This window comes from Streptomyces luteolus (assembly GCF_029968015.1).
Lineage (GTDB): Bacteria > Actinomycetota > Actinomycetes > Streptomycetales > Streptomycetaceae > Streptomyces > Streptomyces luteolus.
In genome coordinates this window covers 61,702-85,518 of the sequence record NZ_JASCIS010000010.1, presented here as the reverse complement: position 1 = coordinate 85,518, position 23,817 = coordinate 61,702, and the positions used below count along the sequence as shown (strand labels likewise).

The following is a 23,817-nucleotide window of genomic DNA, read 5'->3' as shown; positions in this document are numbered from 1 at the left end:
GACGCCACTGCTTGCGAACAGCGGAAAGGAGGCGAGAGCCATGAAGTGCACCACCTTGCCACCGCGCTCCCGCCCCGTCCGTGCGGCGTCCCTGGTCTGAACGGGAGCGTTCCGTTTCGCTTCCGGAGGACTCTCCATGACCGATCTGGTCATCCGCGCGCTCACCGAAGAAGACGCGCATCTGTTCAACTCCCTGTCCGACCCCGGTCTCGTGGGCCGCGCCGTCACGGGCGTCGAGTACCGCACACGAGCCGCGGGCGGCGACTATCTGCCCGAGTGGACCTGGGTGGCGCTGCGCGACGGCAAAGTCGTGGCGAGGGCCGCCTGGTGGGGCTCACCGCAGGACACGACACCGCTCAACCTCAACTGGTTCGACTTCGCCCACGGCGAGCACGACGCGGCCGTCACACTGCTGCGTGAAGCGCCCTTCGACGTCGACTACGAGCTGATCCTGCCCTCGGACTGGCGAGAGCGCCCAGCGGCCACAGCAGCGGCTCAGGCGCGGATCTCGGCGGCCGAGGCGGCGGGCAAGCGGGCTCTCGTGGAACGACTCCGGTACGCGTGGACCCCGGACTGCGGGCTTCCGGTCCGCCCCGGCCGACTGCGGTTCCGCGAGGAGCACGACGACGCGATCCTTCTCGACGCCCTGCGCAGGATCCACGCCGACACCCTCGACGCCCACGCGTTGCGCGCCAAGGAGGCGGGCGGCGTGGAGCAGGCAGCGCGGGAGGAGCTGGAGTACATCCACTGGTGCCCCGAGGCCTGGCCACAGCTGGCCTTCACGGAGCAGGGCGAGCTGGTGGGGCTGCATCTGCCGTGCCGGATCCCGTCGGGGTTCGCCGCCGGGTTCATCGGTGTAGTGCCGGAGCAGCGCGGTCACGGGTACGCGTACGACCTGTTGGCCGAGTCGACGCACTTCCTCAGCGAGCGCGGCGCCGACCGCGTCGTCGCGGCGACGGACGTGGGCAACTTCCCTATGGCGGCGAATTTCGCGAAGGCGGGCTATCCGGTGACGCAGAAGCGCATCGACCTGGTCTGAAGCGGCTTGCCTGGAGCCGCATCGATGCTGCGGTAAGCCTCAGTGATCCCGCACCTTTTCGGCCACATCGATGTGCTGGATTGTGCTGGATTCACCGGCGAAATGATCTCTGGTGCAGCACCATGGACGGGCGAGGTCACTGACAGCGTCCGGCCGGACACGTGGGCCGGCAACACAGACGGGGGGCCGTCCGTGCAGTTCGAGGTGTGGGCACCACAGGCGCAGGACCGGGTCACGCTCCAACTGGAAGGCAGCACGCACGCGTTGGAGCGTGATCCGGAACGGCGCGACTGGTGGGTGACCGAGGCAGAGGCGGAACACGGCGCGCGGTACGGGTTCCTCCTCGACGGAGACGGAGGCGGAGACGGGGACGGGGACGGGGACGGGGACGGCGATGATGACGGTGACGGCGACGCCTCATCCGGCGCCGGATCCGATGCCGCCCCCGGCTCAGGCTCCGGATCCGCCGGAGCGCTGCTTCTTCCCGATCCGCGTTCGTTGCGCCAGCCGGACGGCCCGAACGGGCTGAGCGCGGTCGTGGACCACGAGGCGTACACCTGGCGCACACCGTGGCCGGGAAAGCCGCTCACGGGCACCTCAGTGCTCTACGAGCTGCATGTCGGCACCTTCACCCGCGAGGGCACTCTGGACGCCGCTGCGCAACGCCTGGGCCATCTGGCCGAGTTGGGGGCCACTCACGTCCAGCTGATGCCGCTGTGCCCGCTTCCGGGGCGGCACGGCTGGGGGTACGAGGGCGGCTCCCCGTGGGCTGTGCACGAGCCCTACGGCGGGCCCGACGCGCTGAAGCGCTTTGTCAACACCGCGCACGAGCTGGGGCTCGGAGTGGTGCTCGACGTGGTGCACCACCGACTGGATCCGTCCCATACCCAACTCGCCTCTTACGGACCGTACTTCGTGGGCGGATCCGGACCGAGTGCCTCCGCCGTCAACCTGGACGCCCAGGGCTCCGACGAGGTGCGCTCGTATCTCATCGGCAGCGCCCTCTCCTGGCTGCGGGACTTCCGGATCGATGGGCTCCGCCTCGATTCCGTGGACGCGCTGTGCGACACGCGCGCGTGCCACTTCCTGGAGGAGCTCTCCGGGGAAGTGGACGTTCTCGCGGCCGAGTTGGGGCGGCCGCTGTTCCTCGTCGCGGACTCCGATCAGCGTGATCCGCGTCTGACCACGCCGCGCCAGGAGGGCGGGCTCGGCGTGCACGCCCAATGGAACGAGGACTTCCACCACGCCCTGCACACGGCGCTGACCGGAGAGGAACAGGGCCCCTACGCCGACTTCGCACCGTCTCCCCTCAAGGCGCTCGGCAAGACCCTGACGTCCGCGTTCTTCCACGACGGTGGCTACTCGACCGCGCGGGGCCGCAGCCACGGCCGCCCTGTGGACCGGGAACGTACCCCCGCGCACCGCTTCGTGGGGTACGCGCAGAGCCACGCCCAGGTGGGAAGGCGTGCACAAGGAGACCGGCTTTCGGCCTCCCTCGCACCGGGTCTGCTGGCCTGCGCGGCGGCACTCACGCTCACATCGCCCTGCACGCCGATGGTGTTCATGGGTGAGGAGTGGGCTGCCGGAACGCCCTGGCAGTTCTTCACGGACCACCCGGACCCTGAGAGCGTCGCCGCCGTACACCGGGCCCACAAGCGGGAGTTCGCGGCACAGGGGTGGGACGCGCGGGAGATCCCGGACCCGCTGGATCCGGAGACCAGAAACCGCTCCTGTCTGAACTGGGACGAGCCTCAGAACGAGCACCACGCGCGCGTGCTGGCCTGGTATCGCTCCCTGATCGCGCTGCGACGCGGCCAGCCCGACCTGCGCGACCCGGACCTGGCCTCCGTGCGGGTCGCGTACGACGAGACCGCGCGGTGGCTGGTGTTCCGGCGCGGAGACCTGCGGATCGCCGTCAACCTCGGCAAGGAGCCCGCCGCGATCCCTCTGTTGGGCGGCAAGGCCTGTGTGCTCGCATCCTGGGACCCGATCGAGGCTCCGGCCGCGGACGGTGTCCTGCACCTGCCCGCGGAGTCGTGCGTGGTCCTCGGCCCGCTGCAGTGAGAACGGCCGCCTCGGGCCACGGGAGGGGCGCCTGGCGTGGCGGCTCCCCGGGCCTGGGGCGGGTTCCTCTCAGACCGTGGGGTCTGCGCCGGGCAGGGTGCTCAGGCGGTCGAGGCCGGGCGCGCTACTCGACGATCATCAGCTCGCGCACCGTGTTGTTGAGACGCTGACCACCCTCGTCGGTGACGGTCACGATGTCCTCGATGCGTACGCCGAACCGGCCCGGCAGGTATACACCGGGCTCCACGGAGAAGCACATGCCGGGTACCAGAGGCTGCTCCTCGCCCTCGATCATGTAGGGCGGTTCGTGGGTGGTGACGCCGATGCCGTGCCCAGTGCGGTGGATGAAGTACTCGCCGTAGCCGGCCTCATCGATGACGGCGCGCGCGACCCGGTCGATCTCCTGGCAGGCGACTCCCGGCTGCACGGCAGCGCACCCCGCGTTCTGCGCCTCGCGTACGAGATCGTGCACTTCCTGTTCTTCCGCGCTCGGTTCGCCGACGTGGACAGTGCGCGAGGTGTCCGAGCCGTAGCCGTGCTTGAGGCCGCCGAAATCCAGCACCACCATGTCGCCGTTCTCGATCGTCCGCTCGCCCGCCTCATGGTGCGGATTGGCACCGTTGGGGCCCGAACCGACCACAGTGAAGTCGACCTGGGAGTGCCCGAACTGCCGCAGCAGGTCGGCGAGATCGGCCGCCACATCGAGCTCCCTGCGACCGGAGAACCGCACCTTGAGGATCTCCTCATAGGTGGCGTCCGCCGCAGCACCCGCAGCAGCGAGCCGTTCCAGTTCATGAGCGTCCTTGACCGCGCGCAGCATGGGCAGGGCCTCGGTGAGGGATGCGTAGGACGTGCCGGGCAGTGCCTGCTGGAGAGCGAGCAGGTGCATGGCCCAAGCGTTGTCGCTGATGCCGAACCGGCCGTCGAAGTCGAGGAGCGGGGCGGTGACGGCGTACGGATCCTTGCCGTCCGTCCAGTCCCGCAGGGTGACGGCGGGCGCTCCGGGGGCGCGCTCGGCGTCCGGCGCCTCCAAGGTGGGGACGACGAGGATCGGATCCTGGCCGGCAGCCAGCACGAGCAGGGTGAGCCGTTCCGTGGTGGCCGTGGGCTGGTAGCCGGTGAGCCACACCAGGTCGGGCCCCGGGGCGACGAGGAGGCCTGCCAGCCCGGCGTCTGCCGCGGACTGGGCGGCTCGCTCCATGCGGACCTTGTAGTCGTCGGCGGTGAACGGCGCGGGCGCGGACGTCATGGCTGCCTCCTGGGCGTTCCGGGACTCTCCCCGCAGGCATCATCGCCCGCGTCGCGGTGGGGGCGCGAGCGGGCCGATGCACCATCGTCGAAATCCGGCACTACTCATGCGTGGGGCGGCCCACTTACGCGCGCGTAGTGCCGGATTTCACCAGCACGCGACAGGACACCGTGCGCTTCGCCCCCCCGATGAGCGTGCCGAGCATGGCCCCATGCTCAGGGCCGGGACACCGCCGGAGCAGGGGTTTTCCCCCAGCGCAACTAATTTTTAGATGAGCATCAACCATTAAGCACAGCGGCCGCGACGCCACGAAGTGACCGTCGGTCCTTGTCAGGGGGGAGGGCATCACACCGTGCTCGTACTGGCACAGATCAGCGACCTGCACCTGGACGGCACCGCACGCGCGACCGAACGCGCCGAGCTGGTCATGAAACGGCTGCGCGGCCTGCACACGCGCGTGGACGCCCTCCTCGTGACCGGAGACATCGCCGACCACGGCACGGAGGACGAGTACGAGGAGGCGGCACGCATCCTGAAGGCGCCGTTCCCCGTGCTCATGTGCCCCGGCAACCACGATGTGCGCGCGCCCTACCGCAAGGCCCTGTTGGGCGACACCCACACAGCGCGCCCCGACGCACCCGTGAACACCGTCCACCGCATCGGTGGCACGGCTGTCCTGATGTGTGACTCCAGCATCCCCGGCCGCGACGACGGCGTTCTCGACGCGGAGACGTACGCCTGGATCGAGGCGACGCTCGACGACCTGGGCGCCGACATGCCCGCCCTGCTCGCCTTCCACCATCCGCCGGTGGCGCTGCACCACCCGCTGCCGGACGCCAACCCCTTGCGCCAACCCCAGGACCTCACCGCCCTGTTGGACCGCCGGCCTCAGGTCAAGGCGCTCATCACCGGCCATGCCCACTCTCCCGCGGCCACGGTCTTCGCGGGTCGCCCTCTCGTCGTCGGACCCGGTGTGACGTGGACGCTGCAACTGCCCTGGGAAAGCGCCGAGGTGGCGGACCGAGCGGCCGACCCGGGGCTCGCGTTCCACGTACTCGACGACGAAGGGCGCCTGATCACGCACTTCCGGAGTGTGCAGGCCACGTGAACAACCCAGGTCGGGCTACGTCGCCACGCCGGGCGTGACGACGAGCGACCGGCGCTCACCGGCGCGGTTTCGCACGCTCAACGTGAGGGCGACTCCGGGACGCGCCTTCGCCACGGCCGCGGCCAGTGCGGCCGCGGACGCTGTCCGCCCGTCGCCGACCGCGAGGATCACATCGCCGCGCACCAGGCCTGCAGCGTGGGCAGGCCCGGGAACATGCACGCCGACGATTCGCGCGCCGGAGCCTGTCGGCAGGTCGACGACCTCCACACCGAGCGTGGCGCGTGCCATGTCGCTTGAGGCGTCCGCGTTCACAGCCGCCTTCCCTCCTACCGCCCCCTCCTGGCCGCCTTGCGGCTTCTGGCTCGACGGCGGGCCGGAGTCGCGCGAAGCCCCCTTCCGACCAGCATTGCCCAACTCTCCTGGCGAAACAGCCAGTTGACCTCCTGAAGCCTGCTGCTTCAGGTCGGCAAGACGGCTCATACCGATGACCGTCGCCCCGACGGTGCCCAGGCCGACGCCGGCAAGCACGAGCATCACGGCGACGAGAACGCCGAGCAGAGCGGTCAACAGCCGTCTGCCGCGCCGCCGGACGGGTCGGGGCCGACACCCGGCCGCGGTCTCGCCGGCATGGCCGGGCATCGGCTTGGGACGCAACACTGTCTCTTCCATGGCTCGCCTCCGCGTGATGCTCTACCCTGTGGCCGACCACGGAACGATTCACGAAAGAGTGACTCATTTCGTGCAGAGACGGGCGTTTACCCGCGATCCCGGACGCCAGCTCCGCACCGCTTGCCGAAATGCCTGGTCAGGCCGCTGCCAAGTCCGTTGTCAGTGGCGGCTGTTACCTTCTTCGACATGGCAGATCGAGGGCCCGACACCCCTCGACTTGTCGGCCGCGCAAAGGCAGAGAGCCCGCTCCGCTGCACTGGCCGAGCCCGTCAATCCACGGGCCGGCGGAGGCGGGACGACGGGAGAGCCGGAGCGGGAGCAGCACAAGGCACGTAAGTGCCACCGAGCTCCCGCCGCTTCTCCCCTCCCCCGCCCCCTCTTCGCTTCTCTCCCCGCGTCCGACCGCTTACGAGCGACCCATCAGTTGCGCGCACCGCGCATCCCGGCTGAATCCCTGCGTGTCGACATCGGCACGGCCAACCGTTCAGACCGTCCGGTTCTCCATCACGCCGCTCTGCGGCCAGACTCAGCGAAGGCGAGCATTCATGCCCATGCCTTACAGCCACAACAGCAAGCAGTCACCCTCTGAAGGTGCGTACGTACCGACGCTGCCAGGGCGTCTCCACGGCATGCCGGTCATAGTGGCGGCGCACGAAGTCCACCGCTTCCGTGGGCGGTACGCCGTCCAGGACGGCGAGACAGGCCAGCGCTGTGCCGGTGCGGCCGCGACCGCCGCCACAAGCGACCTCGACCCGCTCGGACGCGGCGCGCTCCCAGACGTTACGGAGCACGGCGGCGGCCTCGGCCCGATCGCTGGGCAGCCGGAAGTCGGGCCAGCGCAGCCAGCGGGACTCCCATTCCGTCGCGGTCGGCTGCTTGCCGAGCAGCAGCACGGAGTACGTGGGCAGGGGCCCCTCAGGCGACGGCTTCCGCAGGGCGCGCCCGCGCACCAGGCGGCCCGACGGCAGGCTCAGCACTCCGGTTTCTGCCGGATTCCAGGACTCGATCACGCACCTACGCTAAGTGGCGCCTCAGGCGGGCCGCCACGGAATGCCGCATGCCGCTTCGCTCCCCGAGGGTCCGCCTTTCCCCTCCGAGGGTCCGCCTTTCCTCCCCGAGGGTCCGCTCCGTCTCTCTCCGGGCCCCCCTCCCGGTTCCCTGACCGGCTCCTTGACCGCCTGAGGCTCTTACTCCGCTCGCTGCTTCGCCGCCTGGGTTCTGCAGCCTTCCAGAGTTCAGAACCCGTACCGCAGCATGCGGCCGACGTCGCGCATCACCGGGATACGGGCGAGCAGCCGCATGCCGAGACGGCCCGATGGGGGCAGATGGTCAAGCCCTGGCACCTCGACGCTCCGCACCGAGTCGAGCAGGGTGAGCCCTGGGGCCCAGGACTCCAGAGCTTGGGGATCGTCGACTCCCCAGTGGAGCGTCGCGCCGGCGTTGCGCACGGCGGGCACCCATTTCTGCAGCCGGATGCCGGCCGAGCCGTACACGTCGAAGAGCAGGCGGCCGCTGGGGAAGCGGGCGGTGACCCCCTGGATGAGACGGCGGGCTTCGCCCTCGCGCAGGTACATGGAGAGGCCCTCGAAGACCGCCACGGTGGGGCGGTCCGCGGGGACTTGTTCGAGCCAGCCTTCCTCGGTGACGGAGGAACCGATCACGCGGTAGTCCACGCCGTCGGGTTCGCTGAGCAACCGGCCGCGCAGTTCGATCACTTCGGGAAAGTCCACATCGATCCACCGCACGCTCGGCGGGGGCGCGATCCGGTGCACGCGCGTGTCCAGGCCGCAGGCCAGGTGGAGCACAGTGGCCGAGGGCTGGTCGGCGAGGAACTCCCGGGTCCAGTCGTCGAGTTGGCGGGCTCTGAGGGCGACGCCCACAGCGGAGGCGCCTTTGACGCCGGTCTTGCGGAAGTCGTAGTCGATGCGGCGCACGGCGCGGGCCGCCTCGTCGTCGTGCAGGACGGAGCGTGGCGAACGGCTGTCCAGGGCGCGCCCGTAAAGGGTGGCCAGCATGGTCTCCTGAGCGCCGGTCAGCGTGATCTTCTCGCGGTCCATGAGGCCTCAAGCTACTCACGGGGAGGCAGACGAGGGCCTCGACACGGAAAGGTGACGCGAACCTGCCGCCGCCACCGCTCCCGAACCGGCCGCACCTCCTCCGCCGCGATCTCAGGCCATGCGATAGCGGTGAGCGTCCTGCGCCGGTACGTCGAGATCCTGGCGCCAGGCGGCGAGCACGCCGACGGACGGCTCGAAGAGATCGGCGGGGAGGGCGTCGAGGGCCGTCCACGCCCACCGCACGATCTTGTCCGGTTCGGTCACCTCGGCGACGGCTCCCGCGGGCGCCGACACGACCGCCGCGGCGGACAGTCTGGTGACGCCCTGCTTGCCGTCGACAACCACGGCAACGACCTGGACGTCTTCGGGAGACACCGACAAGGCGGTCTCCTCGGCGAGTTCGCGGGCCGCGCTCTGCTCGAAGCTCTCCCCCGCGTCGACCTTCCCTCCGGGAAGCTCCCAACGGTCGTCGTGGCCGAGCCCGAGGAGGATGCGCTCCTGATCGTCGACAACGATGACGCCGACGCCGGTGACGCCGTTCGGCGCGGGGAAGGCCCGCTCGACCCTCTCGGCCTTGGGGGCAGCGGACTCGGACATGTTGTTCCTGGACACGGCGGCCTCCAACCTGCGCGTACGGCAGCCGAGTTCCGTAGTGCGTACGACAGGGGCATCGGGTCTCGGCGATCAAGGTCACCGTATCGCTGCTGCTCCGGCCGATCGAAAGCGGCGACGAGAAAGGCCTGGCCCGCCAGGAATCGTTGCCGTGCAGATGGCTGCCTGGTCGGGCTTTTGGCTGCGGATGCAACTGCAGCTACGGCTACGGCTACGGCTACGGCTACGGCTACGGCTACGGCTACGGAAACAGTGCGAGGTCTGGCCCTGGCAGGACCCCACCCGCGCAAGCAGCCCGGGTGGACACAGCCGCTGGCTCCCACAGCGCCCATCAAGTACCAGGACGCGACCTTCGGCCTCCTGGCCCGGACGGACCCGGCGCCCCCAGTGGGCCGGGTCAGCCGGAGGCCGGGACGGGACGGGCCAGACCTGCCGTCGCCGCCGCGTGGCAGGCGCCTCGGCCGTCGGCGCGGGCGACGATGCGGCCGCCGGCGATCCGTACGGCGGCCTCTGTGCCATCGCTCACCGCGGGAAGACCTGCTGCGGAGGCGAGGGAGCCCGAGGCGTCGTACACCACCTGGAGTCGCGGCCAGGATGCGACGGGGAAGGAGGCACGCAAACAGCTCACGACGTCGGCGATTGTGAGGCGTGCGAGCGGAATAAGTTCGTCCGGGCAGCCGGAGACGAGTGCCACGGTCACCGTGGCACCGGGCGGCGCCGACCGTACCGCCTCCTCCACGGCTTCCAGGCGGTGCAGGCCGAGCACAGCGAGTACGCCGTCGGCGCCGAGGCGGGCAGGGGTTCCGCGCACCGCATCCACGAACGCAGGGTTCGCGGCCGGGTCCGCACCCGCCCGCGAGCCCGCCCGCGAGCCTGTCGGGGAGACGTCGAAGGCCGAGGCGCAGGGCCATGGATCGTCCACGGGTCGTGCTCGGGGCACGTAAGGGAGATGTGGCGGGGCCCAGGTGTCGTGCGGGGTGGCGTCGGCGAACCGTTCGCAGGCGTGGATCACGGTGAAGGGTTCGATGAACCCGGGTGCGGCATCGGCCAGTTGGCGTGCTCCGTGGAGCGAGGTCAGTACGGATTCCGCCACGCGCACCATGCGGGGGCCCTCGGCCGGGCCTTCGTGATCGGAGGGTGCGCGGACGGGCAGCAGCTGTTCGAGGGCGAGACCGAGCAGAAGGGCGTCCAACTTCAGGAGTTGGCCGTACGGTCGGCGGGTTCGCTCGTCGGCGAGCACTTCGGACATGAGGTGGGTGTCCAGCCGCGCGAGCCCCCCGTCGAGGAGGTCATCGCCGGACGAAGCGCCGTCGTACGAAGCGCCGTCGTACGACGCACGGTCACCGGCGAGCGGCAGGCGGGCCGTCCACGTGCGGGCGAAGAGGGCGAGGGCGCTGCGGGGCGTGCAGTCGACCGCGAGGCTGGTGGACGTTTCGGGTGCGGACTCGGCCAGCTCCGCGAGGACCGCAAAGTAAAGGGCCCTCTTTCCGGGGAAGTTGGAGTAGACGGCGCCGCGAGTGAGGCCCGCGCGTTCGGCAATGCTGTCGACCTTCGCGCCGGGATAGCCGCGAGCGGTGAACTCCTCCCGGGCCGCCGCAAGGACCTTGGCGCGATTGAGTTGCTGCAATTGCGCCCTGCTGAGCCGACCCATTGCCCTCACTCGCTGATGCCCTGTATGGATTGCCGTCCGTCACGGCGCAGGATACCTTCGTTTCACATGGTGACGTCATCTGATCCCGGCATTTGAGGTACGAGTGGCACGCATCGGCGACAGCGAAAACCTGCTGAAGTGCACGTTCTGCGGCAAGAGTCAGAAGCAGGTCAGGAAGCTCATCGCGGGCCCGAGCGGCATCTGCATCTGCGACGAGTGCGTGGGGCTGTGCAACGAGCTGATCGCCGAGGAGGCCGAGGAGGCAGCCGAGGGCGTGCCGCGTGAACTGCCCACGCCACGCGAGATCTTCACGTTCCTCGAGCAGTACGTGATCGGGCAGGAGGAAGCCAAGAAGACGCTGTCGGTGGCGGTCTACAACCACTACAAGCGGGTACGTCAGGGCGGCGCGCAGGCCGGTTCGGCGGGCGGGGGGCAGGGCTCGTCGTCATCGTCTGTGCTTCCGGAGCCGGTTGAACTCGGCAAGTCCAACATCCTGTTGATGGGGCCGACTGGCTGCGGCAAGACGTATCTGGTGCAGACTCTGGCGCGCATGCTGGAGGTGCCGTTCGCGATCGGTGACGCGACGGCGCTGACCGAGGCGGGCTATGTCGGCGAGGACGTCGAGAACATCCTGCTGAAGCTGTTGCAGGCGGCGGACCACGATGTGGAGCGGGCGCAGCACGGCATCATCTACATCGACGAGATCGACAAGGTGGCGCGCAAGAGCGAGAACCCTTCGATCATGCGGGACGTGTCGGGCGAGGGAGTGCAGCAGGCGCTCCTGAAGATCCTCGAGGGCACGGTGGCCTCGGTGCCGCCGCAGGGCGGGCGGAAGCATCCGCAGCAGGAGTTCATCCAGTTCGACACGTCGCAGGTGCTGTTCATCGTGGGCGGCGCGTTCGCCGGTCTGGAGCGGATCATCGAGCAGCGGGCGGGCGGCAAGGGCATCGGCTTCACCGGTTCGCTGGGGCCGACGCAAGGGGCTGTCGAGGAGCGGCCGTTCGCGGGTGCGCTGCCGCAGGATCTGCTGAAGTTCGGCCTGATCCCGGAGATCGTGGGGCGGCTGCCGATGATGGCGGCGGTCGATCCGCTGGACGGGCCTGCCCTGGTCCGCATCCTCACCGAGCCGCGCAACGCTCTGCTGAAGCAGTACCAGAAACTCTTCGAAATGGACGGCGTGGAGCTGGAGTTCACGGACGAGGCTGTCGAGGCGATCGCCGAGCAGGCACTGCTGCGCCGCACGGGCGCCCGCGCGGCCCGCACGATCCTCGAAGAGGTGCTGCTGAACGTGATGTACGAGGTGCCGAGCCGGGACGATGTGGTGCGGGTCGTCGTGACGCGCGACACCGTGCTCGACAACGTCAACCCGACGCTCGTGCCACGGGACGAGTCCGGTCCGAGCGAGAAGTCGGCGTAAGACCACCTCACGATCCGTGTGCGGCCACGCCCCCTCGTCTCTCTCGTGCCCCCGCCTCTTTCTCATGCCCCGACCTCACAGCTTCGCTGTTGGCAGAACGGAACCTGCCCCTCAGCCGGTCCTCCGCTCCTACCCTGAAACGGTGAGCAGCGAAGAGCCGACGAAAGCACTCGAGGCGCGAGACGGCCGCGTCACCTGCACGGGCCAGGGCCGGTCCGTAGTCCCGGTCGTCCGGGGTCCGCGTGCGGGCCACAGGGCCCATGACTCCCACAAGTCGGGCGAGACCCGTGACGCCCAGGTGATACCGCTGCGCCCCGCCCTCTCGACGCCCGAGGCCCCGGCCGTGCCCGCAACGCCCGCAACGCCCGCAACGCCCGCAACGCCCGCAACCCAAACGTCCCCCGTAGCTCCCACAGCTCCCACGGCTCCCACGCCCAAGGCCCCCACCAAGGAGCCCCTGTGGCGGGACATCGTGGGTGATGTGCTGCGGCATGAACGGCTCGTTCAGGAGCGGACGTTGAAGGACGTGGCGGACGCCGCCCGGATCTCGGTCCCGTATCTCTCGGAGTTGGAGCGGGGCCGTAAGGAGGCCTCGTCCGAGGTGCTGGCCGCTGCCGCACGCGCCTTGGGCCTGAGCCTGACCGATCTGCTCTCCCGAGGGCACGCGGAGATCATCCGGCTCGCCGGCGCGGGCCCGGTCAGCGGGGCCGGTGGACGTTCCGGTGCGCGCATCACGGGCCCGACGGCGAGCATTCACCGGAACCGGATGCGGCTGGCGGCCTGAGCCGAGGTCGGCGTACGGGGGCCGGGCCCTGGCCCGGCCCCCGTACGCCCTGGCCAGGCTCGCTCCCGTACGCACCAGCCAGGCCCGTCCCCGTACGCCCTAACCCAGTCCCCGCGCCCCCTCCGTCCGACGTGTCAGGACCTCGTCCGCGAGGCCGTACGCCACTGCCTCCTGGGCCGTGAAGACTTTGTCGCGGTCCATGTCCTGGCGCAGGGTCGCCACCGCGTGCCCGGTGTGCTGGGCGAGCACCTCCTCGATCTGGGCGCGGATCCGGATCATCTCCTTGGCCTGGACGCGCAGGTCGGCGACCGTCCCGCGCTGTCCACCGCTCGCGGGCTGGCCGAGCAGTACGCGGGAGTGGTCCAGGACGAAGCGCCTGCCCTTGTCGCCCCCGGCAAGGAGCACGGCGGCCGTGGACGCGGCCTGGCCCACACAGAACGTGGAGATGGGAGCGCCGACGAAGGTCATCGTGTCGTAGATGGCCATGAGTGAAGTGAACGATCCGCCCGGGGAGTTGATGTAGATGGCGATCTCCTGGCCCGGGTTGGACGCCTCCAAGTGCAGGAGTTGCGCGATGACGACGTTGGCGACGCCGTCGTCGATCTCCGTGCCGAGGAAGATGATGCGCTCGGAGAGCAGTCTGCTGAAGACGTCGTAGGACCGCTCGCCCTGCGGGGTGCGCTCGACGACGTTCGGGATCGTGTACGTACCCATGCTCAGAATCCCCTCCGCTGCCTGGCCGCTGCGGGCCGGACGTCGACCATCGAGGTGACCACGTGGTCGACCATGCCGTAGTCCTTGGCCTGTTCGGCGGTGAACCAGCGGTCGCGGTCGCCGTCGCGCGCGATGGTCTCCTCGGACTGTCCGGTGTGCTCGGCCGTGATGCGCTCGATGGAACCCTTCAGGAACTCCAGGTTCTCCGCCTGGATCTCGATGTCGGCGACGGCACCCCCGATGCCGGCGGACGGCTGGTGCATCATGATCCGCGCGTTGGGCAGGGCGTACCGCTTCCCCGGGGTGCCGACCGCGAGCAGGAACTGGCCCATGCTGGCGGCGAAACCCATGGCCAGCGTAGAGACGTCGTTCGGGATCAGCTGCATCGTGTCGTAGATGGCGAGGCCGGCGTGCACGGAGCCGCCGGGGCTGTTGATGTAGAGGCTGATGTCGGTACGCGGGTCCTCGGCCGACAGCAGCAGCATTTGCGCGCACACCCGGTTAGCGGACACCTCGTCGACCTGTGTGCCGAGCACGATGATGCGCTGGCCGAGGAGTTGGGCGGCCAGATGGTCGTCGAACCGCGTGGGCACCGTGTCCCCTTCCTCGGCCCGTGGGCTCGCGTCCCGGCCCCAGGGGGTGGTGAGCGAAGTCGTAGTCATCGGGTCCTCCTCACTTCGTTACGCCGTTACTTCGTCGCTTGTCGCTCGCCGCTTCGTCTTCGTCGCAGCACGTCAGCGGGTCACTCCCAATGTCGGCCCCCGGCGACCACGAGGACAGAGTTCTCTGCCCTGAGCAGATCTGCCCACAGCAGAGCGAAGGCGGATCCGGCCGTACGCAGGCACAACACCGGGCCACCCCCACGTCCGCCCCCGACCACCTCACACGGCCCTTAACTCGACGGCATACATTGCCTGTTGAAGATCCGTGAGCAGCGCCACCAGGAGGACCCATGTCTGAGCGACCCACCCCCGAGACGGCCCCCGAGACGGCCCCCGACGAGCTGCGCGCCCGGATCAACACCGCCCAGCCGCACACGGCCCGAATCTGGAACTACTGGCTCGGCGGCAAGGACAACTACGACGTCGACCGCGCGGCCGGCGACCAGATCCGGCAACTGCACCCGGGCATCGGGGAGTACGCGCGCGCGGACCGCCGCTTCCTCGGCGCGGCGGTGCGGCACCTGGTGGACAAGGTCGGCATCCGCCAGTTCCTGGACGTGGGTACGGGGCTGCCCACCGCCGACAACACGCACGAGGTGGCGCAGGCGCTCGCGCCGGAGAGCCGTGTCGTGTACGTCGACAACGATCCGCTGGTGCTCGCGCACGCGCGTGCGCTGCTGACCAGCACTCCGGAGGGCAGGACCGCGTATCTCGACGCCGACCTGCGCGACGTGGACACGATCCTGGAGCACGCGGCCAGGACCCTGGACCTGAGCCGGCCGGTCGCGCTGGTGCTGCTCGGGGTCGTCATATTCATCGAGGACGAGGAGGAGGCCCGTGGTGTCGTACGACGCATCATGGACGCCCTGCCCAGCGGCAGCCACCTCGTGCTCTCGCACACCATCACCAGCCCCGCCATGCCGGACGTGGACGCGGCCGTCGCGTTCTGGAACGAGCACGGCACCCCGAAGCTGACGCAGCGCACTCCTGCCCAAGTGGCGGAGTTCTTCGACGGTTTGGAGCTGATCGGCCCCGGCGTCGTGTCCTGCAACCGCTGGCACCCGGACGTCGCCGACGAGACGGTGGAGGAGGTGGCGATGTTCGGCGGGGTGGCTGTGAAGCGCTGACGCGCTGCGCGGCGGAGAAGGTCCCGCGCCTACGGGTCAGGCTCCCCCCATCCGTCCCCGGCTCCGCAACGTATCCGGTCCCCGACTCCGGCCCCGCTTCAGGTCCCCGACTCCGCCCGCATCCGGTCCCCCGACTCCGCCCGCATCCGGTCCCCCGACTCCGCCCGCATCCGGTCCCCCGACTCCGCCCGCATCCGGTCCCCCGGCTCCGCCCCGCCATCCGGTCCCTCGGCTCTCACCGCTTCCGGTGGCGGTGGCGCGCCGCCTGGCCGATAACCTGAGGATCCACCCGCCCGAGATATCCCCTTTGCGGTATGTGGTCACTTTCACGCCCCAAGGAAGCGCTGCCGGGCAGATCCCGACTGCGACTGTCCGCCCGGTCCACGGCCGCCACGTGTGGCGCCCTCGCTCTGGCATGCGCGCCGCTGACGGCGACGGCGGCGCACGCCAAGTCCGCCCAGGACGGCAGGTCCGCCCAGGACGGCAGGTCCGCCAAGCCCACCGCGCAGCGCGCGTCCGCCCTCGCGGCCCCGCTGCCCAGCGGGCTCGGGCCATGCGTGCCGGGCGAGTGTCCGGACACGTACCCGCCGGTCAACAACGACGCCATCGAGTACCGCGACAACGCCATCAACATCTACGTCGGCGACGACTTCCTGGTGCGCGGCAGCGCGGCGGAGGCCGAGGGCCGGGTCGTCACGCTCGGCGACTTCGACCAGGACAAGGCGCCGGGGGGCAGCAGCGTCTACAACGTCGGCGAGGCGGGCGTCGGCTCACGCGTGGCCCCGCCCGTGGGTGCCGACTGGCTGACGACGGGCGGCGACGTCAGCGTGGCCGACGGCGAACGCCTGCTCGCCGAGGGTGGCGTGACCCGGTACGCGGGCTCCACGAGCGGCACCATCGACTCGGAACTGGAGCAGGACGACGCCGCGGCGACCCCGTACATCGGGCTGCGTGACGATCTCACCGAGGCCAGCCAGTGCTACGCGCACCCGGAGGGCGGCACGAGCGCCCGTACAGCCACCGGAACGGCCGTCAACAGCAGCTACGAGACCCGCTTCACCGGCGACGGCACGTCCTCGCTTCAGGTGTTCAACGTCGACTTCGACATGACGTCCGCCTCCGGAGGGGACCAGGACATCGTCTTCGAGGGCATCCCCGAGGGCGCGACGGTCCTGGTCAACGTCCTCGGCGACAGCCGCACCCTCAGCACGTACGGCGGCAGCCTCGACGACGACCACCCGCTCAACCAGCTGCGCAACCGACTGCTGTGGAACTTCCCGGACGCGACCACCGTGAACGTCGCGGGCTCCGGCCAGCTGCAGGGCAGCTTCCTGATCGGCAACCAGGCGTCCACGTCGACGGTCAGCGTGATCGGGATGAACGGCCGCTTCTTCACCACGGGTTCGCTCACCCACACCTCCGGCACGGGTGGGGGCAGCGGCCAGGAGTTCCACAACTATCCGTTCGAGGGCGACCTGCCGGACTGCCGCAGCCCGTTGGAGATGGGCGGGGTCGAGGTCGTCAAGACCGACGAGGAGACCGGAAACCCCCTCCCCGGCGCCGAATTCGAACTCTGGCAGGAGACCAACGACACCGAAGGCCTCCAGACCACCGGCAACAACCCCGACACCCAAATCGGCAACACCTGCACCACCAACACCACTGGCACCTGCCGCCGCACCGTCCCCACCGGCACCTACTACTGGCGCGAAACCCAAGCCCCCGAAGGCTACGAACTCCCCGACCCCGCCGTCTTCGGCCCCCTCGAACTCACCGAGACCAACGCCACCCAAGGCGTCACCGTAACCGCCACCAACACCCCGGAGGAGGTGCCCGACCCGGAAGGTGCGCTGTACGTCGTCAAGACCGACGAAAGCGACGGTGAGCCGTTGGGTGGTGCCGTGTTCCAGCTGTGGCGGGAGAGCAACGGGCAGGCGGGGCTGCAGAGTTCGGGCGCCCGCCGGGACACCCGGATCGGCAACGGCTGCACCACGGACTCACGCGGCCGCTGCGACTTCGACGAGCTGCCGCCGGGCGAGTACTACCTGCAGGAGACGGACGTCCCCGAGGGCTACGTCCTGCCCGACGACCGGGTGAGCGGCCCGCACGAGGTCCCCGCGGACAACGCCGACGAGGGCGTCACCGTACGCCTCAGCAACAAGCGCGGGGAGCCGGGCAAGGACGGGAAGTAGGTCCTGATACGGCTGGAACAACGTGCTGGAACAACGGCGGTGGGCACGATCGGAAGGTCGTGCCCACCGCCCTTGTCGTACGACCGGAGCCGACGGGGAGGGACGGGGAGGGACGGGGGGAACTACTCCCCGTCCGCGTCGAGCCGCAACGAGATCGAGTTGATGCAGTACCGCTGATCGGTGGGCGTCGGATAACCCTCGCCCTCGAAGACGTGCCCCAGGTGGGAGCCGCAGCGGGAGCAGCGGACCTCCGTGCGGACCATGCCGTGGGAGCGGTCCTCGATCAGTTCGACGGCGTCCGACTGCTTCGGGTCGTAGAAGGACGGCCAGCCGCAGTGGGACGCGAACTTGGTCTCGGAGGTGAACAGCTCCGCGCCGCAGGCACGGCAGGAGTAGACGCCCTTGGTCTTGGTGTCGGTGTACTCACCGGTGAACGCGGGCTCCGTGCCGGCCTGGCGCAGGACCGCGTACTCCGCGGGGCTCAGCTCCTCGCGCCACTGCTCGTCCGGCTTTTCGACGTCGTACAACATGGTTGCGCGTCCCCTCAGTTCGATCGGTGCGGTCGGTGCGGTCGGTGCGGTCGGTGCGATCAGTGCGGCTCGGTCCGGTTCAGTTCGACACGGCCGACAGGCGGTCCAGGATCTTCGGGCCGAGGTCCGTCACATCGCCCGCTCCCATGGTGAGAACGAGATCGCCGGGCCGTGCCATTCCCGCGATCACCTCGGGGACGGCGTCCTTGGCGTGCTCGGGGGTGACGTCCGCGCCTGCCGTGCGGGCCGCGTCGATGATGAGTGCGCTGGTGATGCCGGGGATCGGGTCCTCGCGGGCCGGGTAGATGTCCAGGACCACGGACGCGTCGGCGAGCGCCAGCGCCTGGCCCATCTCGACGCCCAGCTCCTGGGTGCGGGAGAAGAGGTGCGGCTGGAAGACCACCAGGAGCCGGGAGTCCCCGACCGCGCCGCGGATCGCCTCCAGGTCGGCGTTCATCTCGGTCGGGTGGTGCGCGTACGAGTCGATGACCTGAACGCCGGAAGCCTCGCCCTTGAGCTGGAGGCGGCGCTTGACGCCGGTGTACTTGCCGAGGGCCGAGGCGAGGTTGTGGGCCGGGATGCCGAGGGCGACTCCGGCGGCGAGGGCGGCGACGGCGTTGTGCGCGTAGTGCCGCCCGGGGACCGAGACGGTGAAGGTGAGCAGCTTGCCGCCGAGCAGGACGGTCACTTCGCTGGTCAGCCCGCGCGGAGTGACCTTCTGGACGCGGACGTCGGCGCCCTCGGATTCGCCGTACGTGACGATCTGGACGTCGGAGCGCTCGCTGACGCGGCGGGTGAGTTCGGCGGCGCCGGACTGGTCGGCGGCGATGACCAGGGTGCCGCCGGGGACGATCTTGTCGGCGAAGGTCTCGAAGGACTCGTAGATCTCGTCCATGGACGCGTAGTTGGCGTGGTGGTCCAGCTCGACGTTGAGGACGATGGCGACCTCGGGCGCGTACTTGTGGAAGCTGCGGTCCGATTCATCGGCCTCGGCGACGAAGATCTCGCCCTCGCCGTGGTGGGCGTTGGAGCCGGGCGCGTCCAGGTCGCCGCCGATGGCGTACGAGGGGTCGAGGCCGAGGGCGGACAGCGACACCGCGAGCATCGAGGTCGTGGTGGTCTTGCCGTGCGTGCCCGCGACCGCGATGGGGCGCAGGCCGGTCATCAGGGAGGCGAGGGCGTCCGAGCGGTGCACGACCGGGATGCCGCGCTCGCCCGCCGCCACCAGCTCCGGGTTGTCCTCACGGATCGCGGAGGAGACGACGACGGCGGAGGCGTCCGCGGCGAGGTGGGCGGCGTCGTGGCCGATGTGCACCGTCGCGCCGCGCTCGCGCAGCGCCTCGGCGGTGGCGGACTCGCGCGCGTCGCTGCCCGCGACCTTCGCGCCGCGCTGGGCGAGGATCTTCGCGATGCCCGACATTCCGGCGCCGCCGATGCCGATGAAGTGCGGTCGGTCCATGGCGGGGGGCAGGCCGGGGGTCATGTACGTCTCCTGGGCGGGCTGGCTGTCCGGGGGGGGTCGGCCGCCGGTGTCCCGGTGCCGCGCCCCCGCGCCGGGTCGGGGGCAGGCCCAGCGTAGTCGGGCCGTACGCAACCGCGTACGCGGCACCGCCCGGGGCCCTACTCGCTGTGCGCGTAGAGCTTGAGCACCGGGACGCCGACCTTGTGGCGGGCGCGGGAGGCCCAGTCCCGGTGGAAGAACTCCTCGACGTAGTGCGGCGCGGTGAGGACGATGACCTCGTCTGCGTGGGTCTCCTCGGCGACGCTCTTCAGGACACTCATCGGGTGGTCCTCGACGAGCTGGCCGATCGCCTCGCAGCCCGCGTCGCGCAGCGACTTGAGGGAGTGTTCGAGGCCGAGGCGGGCGGGTCCGGTGGCGTCCTCGCCCTCAGGTTCGTCGCCCTCGTGGACGGCGTCCTCCAGCTCGCCGAGGGCGACGTCGTCGAGGGCGCGAAGGAGGCGGTCCTGGTCGCCGCGGGGCTGCATGAGGACGACGAAGGAGACCGCCTCGTCGCCGTGCAACGAGGTGACGAACTCCACGTCCACGGACGACAGGGACTTCTCGATCATCAAAACGCTCGTGAACGACACGGCGGGCGCCCTTCTCCATACGGGGGCCTGGGGCCCCTGCGGAATCCATCCTGACCGACATCCTGACCGACATCCTGGCCGGGTACCCGCGGGGAACGTGTTCCCCGCCGACACGACAGCCGCATGTCTCAGTGTGCCCAGCGGAAGCGAAACGGAACGACTAATTCCGCCGAATGTCAGGGCCTGCGGTAACGGGTGAACAAGAACCCGTCCTCTTCCAGCACCGAGGCGAGCGAGAACCGTTCAGGCAAGGTCATCCGCGGTCCCCCGGCGATCCGTCGGGCATCACCGGCCGCGAGCATCGGCGACACGGTGAGGCAGAGCTCGTCCAGTACGTCGGCGGCCACAAACTGGCCGAGCAGCGTCGGACCGCCCTCGGTGAGCAGCCGCTTCAGCCCCTGCTCGGCCAGTACGTCGACCACCTGCCCGGGCTCCACGGTCCGGCCCTCCCCGGCGATCAGGACGCGGGCGCCCGCCTTCTCGGCGGCGGCCCTGCGCTCGGCGGAGGCGGCGGCTCCGGTCAGCAGCAGCGTCGGCACGAGGGGCTCGGTGAAGAGCGGAAGCGAGAAGTCCAGGTCGAGGCTCGCGCTGATCACCGCGATCGCCGGGGCGGGCCCCTGCCCGGCGGCCGCCCGCCGCTCGGCGAAGGCGTCCCGCGCGCGGGCGGGCCGGTACCCCTCCTGGCGTACCGTTTCCGCGCCCACCACCACCGCGTCCGCGAGCCCCCTCAGCGTGCCGAAGATCCGCATGTCGGTGGGGCAGGAGATGGGCTGCGAGCGGCCGTCGTGCATGGCGGCGCCGTCGAGCGTGGAGACCATGTTGGCCCGCAGCACGGGGCGGTCGGTCTCGGGGTAGGCGTACCGGTCGGCGAGCTCGTCGAGACTCCACTCGCGGTCGTCGGCGGGGGCGGGCGCTGGTTCGCCGCCACGGCCATGTGCTCGGTCGTCGCCACGGTCAGGCGCTCGGTCGCCGCCACGGCCAGGCGCTCGGTCGTCGCCACGGCCAGGCGCTCGGTCGTCGGCGGGGGCGGCACGCCCGCGGCCCTCGGGGCCCCTTGCCGGTGTCTGGTCGGTCACAGGGAACAGGCTGCGCATGTCCCGCAGTCTCGCACGGCCTTTAGAGTTAAGAGTTGTGTCGTCCTCCCCTGCCTCCTCCCCCGTCCCAGCCGGTGCGAGCCCGATAGCGGACCCGTCCCCGCTGTCCCTGTGCGCCCGCGAGCCGCACGTCCCCGCCGACCGCCTGGTCGCCGAGATGGTGCCGCCGCCGCGCTTCCAGTCGGCCCGCTTCGAGACGTACGTCCCCGACTCCGGGCAGCCCAGCCAGGGCGAGGCCGTCGAGGTGCTGAGCGGCTTCGCCGGGACGCTCGGCGGGGCGCACGCCACCGGTTCCGGCAAGCGCCGCTGGTTCGCCCGCAAGGCCGAGGCCAAGCCGGCCGGTCCGCGCGGTGTCTACCTCGACGGCGGGTACGGCGTCGGCAAGACCCACCTGCTCGCCTCCCTGTGGCACGCCACCCCGGCCGAGCCCGCGCTGAAGGCGTTCGGCACGTTCGTGGAGCTCACCAACCTGGTCGGCGCCCTCGGCTTCCAGCAGACCGTGCAGACCCTCTCCGGGCACCGGCTGCTGTGCATCGACGAGTTCGAGCTGGACGACCCGGGCGACACGGTGCTCGTCTCCAGCCTGCTCGGCAAGCTGGTCGACGCGGGCGTGGCGCTCGCCGCCACCTCCAACACGCTGCCCGGCAAGCTCGGCGAGGGCCGGTTCGCCGCGGCCGACTTCATGCGCGAGATCCAGGGCCTGTCCGCGCACTTCCGCGCACTGCGCATCGACGGCGAGGACTACCGCCACCGCGGCCTGCCCGAGGCCCCGCCGCCGTACGGCGACGAGCAGGTCACGAAGGTCGCGTACGCCACCGACGGGGCCTCGCTGGACGACTTCCCGCACCTGCTTGAGCACCTCGCGAAGGTCCACCCGAGCCGGTACGGAGCGCTGACCGACGGCGTCCGCGCGGTCTGCCTCACCGGGGTCACGCCGGTGCCCGACCAGTCGACGGCGCTGCGGCTCGTGGTCCTCGCCGACCGGCTCTACGACCGCGAGGTGCCGGTGCTCGCCTCCGGGGTCCCCTTCGACCGGCTGTTCAGCGAGGAGATGCTGAACGGCGGGTACCGCAAGAAGTACTTCCGCGCGATCTCCCGCCTCACGGCCCTGGCCCGCGACTCCCGCAAGATCCCGGGCGCGCAGGAGGGCTGACGCTCCCCACACGGGCTCCGCGCGCGCCCCACACGGGCTCCGCACGCGCCCCACAAGGACTCCGCACGCGCCCCACAAGGACTCCGGACGGGCTCCGGGACCGCGTACGACACAAGTGTCGGCTTCTACGCGCGTGGTTCCCGGAGCTCCGGCTGCGTGGTACACACAGCGGGTCGTATTCCTGTCCGCCAGCAGGGAGTTGCCCGTATGTCCGAAACACGACAGTCCGCACGACCCTCCGCGACGAGACGCCAAGTCCTCGCCGGTACCGGCGCGTTGGGCGTCGGTATCGCTTTCACCGGCGCCTTCTCGGAGCTCTTCGCCGGCACGGCGGCCGCCCGCGGCAGGGCCGGGTACGGGCCGCTCGTGCCCGACCCCGACGGCCTGCTCGACCTGCCGAAGGGCTTCCGCTACAAGGTCCTGTCCCGCGAGGGCGACCGGCTGCGCTCGGGCGAGGGCAAGGTCCCCAGCAACCACGACGGCATGGCCGCCTTCCGGGCCCGCCGGGGCGGCGTCCACCTGATCCGCAACCACGAGAACCGGGTCGACGCCAAGATCCCGGTGCCGGTCGTGGACGGCATCACGTACGACCCGATGGGCAAGGGCGGCTGTACGTCGCTCACGCTCGACGGGCACAACGACGTCAGGGGCGAGCACGTCGCCATCGCCGGCACGGCCGTCAACTGCGCGGGCGGCCCCTCTCTCTGGGGCACCTGGCTGACCTGCGAGGAGACCGAGGACAAGGCCGGCACCAACGGCTACACCAAGGACCACGGATTCATCTTCGAGGTGGACCCGACCGACACCCGCAGGCTCGGCGGCGCGGTGCCGCTCACCGCGATGGGGCGCTTCCAGCACGAGGCGATCGCCATCGACCCGCGCAGGGGTGTGGTCTACGAGACCGAGGACGCCTTCGAGAAGCCGTTCGGCCTGTTCTACCGCTTCCTGCCCGAGAAGCCGCTCGGCGGTCCGGGTTCGCTGCAGGCGGGCGGCAGGCTGCAGGCGATGCGCGTGCCCGGCGTTCCGGATCTGTCCCGGATCCAGGAGACCGGCGCCTGCTTCGACGACATCGAGTGGGTCGACGTACCGGACCCGCTGGCCGTCGAAACCCCCATCCGCTTCCAGGACTTCGGGTCGCGGGGCATCACGCACGCGCAGAAGCTGGAGGGCTGCTACTGGGGCGGCAAGTCCGTGTACTTCGTCTCCAGTTACGCCAAGAGCGCGGAGGGCTCAGCCGCCGACCACTACGGGCAGATCTGGCGCTACGAGCCGTCCAGGCGCCGCCTCACCCTCGTGATCGTGTTCGGCCCCGACACCGACCTCCAGCTCCCCGGCGAGGAGCCGGACAACATCTGCCTCGCGCCCAGCGGCGGCCTGATGGTGTGCGAGGACGGCGAGGGCGCCCAGCACGTCTTCGGCCTCACGCGGCGCGGCGAGGTGTACGCGATGGCCCGCGGCCGGCAGAACATCGGCACGCCCGAGGAGCCCGCGTGGGGCGAGTTCGCGGGCGTCACGTTCTCGCCCGACGAGGACACGATGTACGTGAACTGCTACAGGCCGGGCACGACGTTCGCGGTGACCGGCCCCTGGGACCACTGACCCCT

General features: G+C 70.4%; 21 protein-coding genes. 9 read left to right on the top strand and 12 right to left on the bottom strand.

What is annotated here, in order from left to right; translation table 11 throughout:
• The first annotated feature begins 136 nt into the window (after positions 1-136).
• Together QIT00_RS12255 and treZ are read left to right on the top strand one after the other, a co-directional pair.
• Positions 137-1,039: a GNAT family N-acetyltransferase gene (locus QIT00_RS12255; RefSeq protein ID WP_282535226.1), complete on the top strand. Its 903-nt coding sequence runs from the start codon at positions 137-139 to the stop codon at positions 1,037-1,039.
• Between the two features lie 192 nt (positions 1,040-1,231).
• Positions 1,232-3,103 carry a malto-oligosyltrehalose trehalohydrolase gene (gene treZ / locus QIT00_RS12250; protein ID WP_282535225.1) on the top strand — a complete coding sequence of 624 codons (1,872 nt, stop codon included), beginning with the start codon at positions 1,232-1,234 and terminating at the stop codon, positions 3,101-3,103.
• A gap of 124 nt (positions 3,104-3,227) precedes the next feature.
• Here the strand turns inward: treZ and QIT00_RS12245 are convergent, their stop codons facing one another.
• Complete coding sequence (locus tag QIT00_RS12245) at positions 3,228-4,352, bottom strand: aminopeptidase P family protein (protein ID WP_282535224.1); 1,125 nt, start codon at positions 4,350-4,352, stop codon at positions 3,228-3,230.
• Between the two features lie 352 nt (positions 4,353-4,704).
• Here QIT00_RS12245 and QIT00_RS12240 point away from each other — a divergent pair, with 352 nt between their 5' ends.
• Positions 4,705-5,460, top strand: a complete 756-nt coding sequence (locus tag QIT00_RS12240; protein WP_282535223.1) for a phosphodiesterase — start codon at positions 4,705-4,707, stop codon at positions 5,458-5,460.
• Between the two features lie 15 nt (positions 5,461-5,475).
• On the opposite strand, the gene QIT00_RS12235 is transcribed toward QIT00_RS12240, so the two are convergent.
• The 5 genes from QIT00_RS12235 to QIT00_RS12215 form a co-directional block, all read right to left on the bottom strand.
• Positions 5,476-6,129: a S1C family serine protease gene (locus QIT00_RS12235; RefSeq protein ID WP_282535222.1), complete on the bottom strand. Its 654-nt coding sequence runs from the start codon at positions 6,127-6,129 to the stop codon at positions 5,476-5,478.
• A gap of 578 nt (positions 6,130-6,707) precedes the next feature.
• Positions 6,708-7,139 carry a protein-tyrosine phosphatase family protein gene (locus QIT00_RS12230; protein ID WP_282535221.1) on the bottom strand — a complete coding sequence of 144 codons (432 nt, stop codon included), beginning with the start codon at positions 7,137-7,139 and terminating at the stop codon, positions 6,708-6,710.
• Positions 7,140-7,364: 225 nt separating this feature from the next.
• The gene (locus QIT00_RS12225) at positions 7,365-8,186 is read right to left on the bottom strand and encodes a class I SAM-dependent methyltransferase (protein WP_282535220.1); all 822 of its coding nucleotides are present in this window, start codon (positions 8,184-8,186) and stop codon (positions 7,365-7,367) included.
• 111 nt (positions 8,187-8,297) lie between these two features.
• Positions 8,298-8,783: an NUDIX domain-containing protein gene (locus QIT00_RS12220; RefSeq protein ID WP_282535330.1), complete on the bottom strand. Its 486-nt coding sequence runs from the start codon at positions 8,781-8,783 to the stop codon at positions 8,298-8,300.
• Positions 8,784-9,195: 412 nt separating this feature from the next.
• A complete protein-coding gene (locus QIT00_RS12215) occupies positions 9,196-10,425 on the bottom strand; it encodes a TetR/AcrR family transcriptional regulator (RefSeq protein ID WP_282535219.1) in 1,230 nt (409 codons plus the stop codon).
• A 127-nt stretch (positions 10,426-10,552) separates the two neighbouring features.
• On the opposite strand from QIT00_RS12215, the gene clpX reads away from it, so the two are divergent.
• Positions 10,553-11,866: an ATP-dependent Clp protease ATP-binding subunit ClpX gene (gene clpX, locus QIT00_RS12210; protein ID WP_282535218.1), complete on the top strand. Its 1,314-nt coding sequence runs from the start codon at positions 10,553-10,555 to the stop codon at positions 11,864-11,866.
• A 298-nt stretch (positions 11,867-12,164) separates the two neighbouring features.
• Positions 12,165-12,650 (top strand): helix-turn-helix domain-containing protein, encoded by a 486-nt coding sequence (locus tag QIT00_RS12205; RefSeq protein WP_282535329.1) that lies wholly within the window; start codon positions 12,165-12,167, stop codon positions 12,648-12,650.
• Between the two features lie 99 nt (positions 12,651-12,749).
• Here the strand turns inward: QIT00_RS12205 and QIT00_RS12200 are convergent, their stop codons facing one another.
• Positions 12,750-13,364 (bottom strand): ClpP family protease, encoded by a 615-nt coding sequence (locus QIT00_RS12200; RefSeq protein ID WP_282535217.1) that lies wholly within the window; start codon positions 13,362-13,364, stop codon positions 12,750-12,752.
• A gap of 2 nt (positions 13,365-13,366) precedes the next feature.
• Positions 13,367-14,026: an ATP-dependent Clp protease proteolytic subunit gene (locus QIT00_RS12195; protein WP_282535216.1), complete on the bottom strand. Its 660-nt coding sequence runs from the start codon at positions 14,024-14,026 to the stop codon at positions 13,367-13,369.
• A 290-nt stretch (positions 14,027-14,316) separates the two neighbouring features.
• Between QIT00_RS12195 and QIT00_RS12190 the strand changes: the two genes are divergently transcribed.
• Both QIT00_RS12190 and QIT00_RS12185 read left to right on the top strand, forming a co-directional pair.
• Positions 14,317-15,153, top strand: coding sequence for an SAM-dependent methyltransferase (locus tag QIT00_RS12190; RefSeq protein ID WP_282535215.1), 837 nt, complete (start codon positions 14,317-14,319; stop codon positions 15,151-15,153).
• Between the two features lie 314 nt (positions 15,154-15,467).
• On the top strand, positions 15,468-17,345 hold the full coding sequence (locus QIT00_RS12185) for a choice-of-anchor A family protein (protein ID WP_282535214.1): 1,878 nt from the start codon (positions 15,468-15,470) through the stop codon (positions 17,343-17,345).
• Between the two features lie 122 nt (positions 17,346-17,467).
• Here the strand turns inward: QIT00_RS12185 and msrB are convergent, their stop codons facing one another.
• From msrB to QIT00_RS12165, 4 genes are all read right to left on the bottom strand, one after another.
• A complete protein-coding gene (gene msrB, locus QIT00_RS12180) occupies positions 17,468-17,875 on the bottom strand; it encodes a peptide-methionine (R)-S-oxide reductase MsrB (protein WP_282535213.1) in 408 nt (135 codons plus the stop codon).
• Between the two features lie 79 nt (positions 17,876-17,954).
• Entirely contained in the window at positions 17,955-19,358 is a 1,404-nt protein-coding gene (gene murC, locus QIT00_RS12175) for a UDP-N-acetylmuramate--L-alanine ligase (protein ID WP_282535212.1), read from the bottom strand.
• 137 nt (positions 19,359-19,495) lie between these two features.
• Complete coding sequence (locus QIT00_RS12170) at positions 19,496-19,945, bottom strand: indole-3-glycerol phosphate synthase (protein ID WP_282535211.1); 450 nt, start codon at positions 19,943-19,945, stop codon at positions 19,496-19,498.
• A gap of 197 nt (positions 19,946-20,142) precedes the next feature.
• The gene (locus QIT00_RS12165) at positions 20,143-21,060 is read right to left on the bottom strand and encodes a pyrimidine reductase family protein (RefSeq protein WP_282535210.1); all 918 of its coding nucleotides are present in this window, start codon (positions 21,058-21,060) and stop codon (positions 20,143-20,145) included.
• Here QIT00_RS12165 and zapE point away from each other — a divergent pair.
• Both zapE and QIT00_RS12155 read left to right on the top strand, forming a co-directional pair.
• The gene (zapE, locus tag QIT00_RS12160) at positions 21,059-22,213 is read left to right on the top strand and encodes a cell division protein ZapE (RefSeq protein ID WP_408909761.1); all 1,155 of its coding nucleotides are present in this window, start codon (positions 21,059-21,061) and stop codon (positions 22,211-22,213) included. The genes QIT00_RS12165 and zapE overlap by 2 nt on opposite strands.
• Before the next feature lie 207 nt (positions 22,214-22,420).
• On the top strand, positions 22,421-23,812 hold the full coding sequence (locus QIT00_RS12155) for an alkaline phosphatase PhoX (protein WP_282535208.1): 1,392 nt from the start codon (positions 22,421-22,423) through the stop codon (positions 23,810-23,812).
• Positions 23,813-23,817 lie beyond the last annotated feature (5 nt).

What these genes read in the sequence shown, in the direction of transcription:
- QIT00_RS12255 (WP_282535226.1), top strand. Translation starts at nt 137, where the DNA reads ATGACCGATCTGGTCATCCGCGCGCTCACCGAAGAAGACGCGCATCTG.
- QIT00_RS12245 (WP_282535224.1), bottom strand. Translation starts at nt 4,352, where the DNA reads ATGACGTCCGCGCCCGCGCCGTTCACCGCCGACGACTACAAGGTCCGC.
- QIT00_RS12235 (WP_282535222.1), bottom strand. Translation starts at nt 6,129, where the DNA reads ATGGAAGAGACAGTGTTGCGTCCCAAGCCGATGCCCGGCCATGCCGGC.
- QIT00_RS12225 (WP_282535220.1), bottom strand. Translation starts at nt 8,186, where the DNA reads ATGGACCGCGAGAAGATCACGCTGACCGGCGCTCAGGAGACCATGCTG.
- QIT00_RS12220 (WP_282535330.1), bottom strand. Translation starts at nt 8,783, where the DNA reads ATGTCCGAGTCCGCTGCCCCCAAGGCCGAGAGGGTCGAGCGGGCCTTC.
- QIT00_RS12200 (WP_282535217.1), bottom strand. Translation starts at nt 13,364, where the DNA reads ATGGGTACGTACACGATCCCGAACGTCGTCGAGCGCACCCCGCAGGGC.
- QIT00_RS12195 (WP_282535216.1), bottom strand. Translation starts at nt 14,026, where the DNA reads ATGACTACGACTTCGCTCACCACCCCCTGGGGCCGGGACGCGAGCCCA.
- QIT00_RS12190 (WP_282535215.1), top strand. Translation starts at nt 14,317, where the DNA reads ATGTCTGAGCGACCCACCCCCGAGACGGCCCCCGAGACGGCCCCCGAC.
- QIT00_RS12185 (WP_282535214.1), top strand. Translation starts at nt 15,468, where the DNA reads ATGTGGTCACTTTCACGCCCCAAGGAAGCGCTGCCGGGCAGATCCCGA.
- msrB (WP_282535213.1), bottom strand. Translation starts at nt 17,875, where the DNA reads ATGTTGTACGACGTCGAAAAGCCGGACGAGCAGTGGCGCGAGGAGCTG.
- murC (WP_282535212.1), bottom strand. Translation starts at nt 19,358, where the DNA reads ATGACCCCCGGCCTGCCCCCCGCCATGGACCGACCGCACTTCATCGGC.
- QIT00_RS12170 (WP_282535211.1), bottom strand. Translation starts at nt 19,945, where the DNA reads ATGATCGAGAAGTCCCTGTCGTCCGTGGACGTGGAGTTCGTCACCTCG.
- zapE (WP_408909761.1), top strand. Translation starts at nt 21,059, where the DNA reads ATGTCCCGCAGTCTCGCACGGCCTTTAGAGTTAAGAGTTGTGTCGTCC.
- QIT00_RS12165 (WP_282535210.1), bottom strand. Translation starts at nt 21,060, where the DNA reads ATGCGCAGCCTGTTCCCTGTGACCGACCAGACACCGGCAAGGGGCCCC.
- QIT00_RS12155 (WP_282535208.1), top strand. Translation starts at nt 22,421, where the DNA reads ATGTCCGAAACACGACAGTCCGCACGACCCTCCGCGACGAGACGCCAA.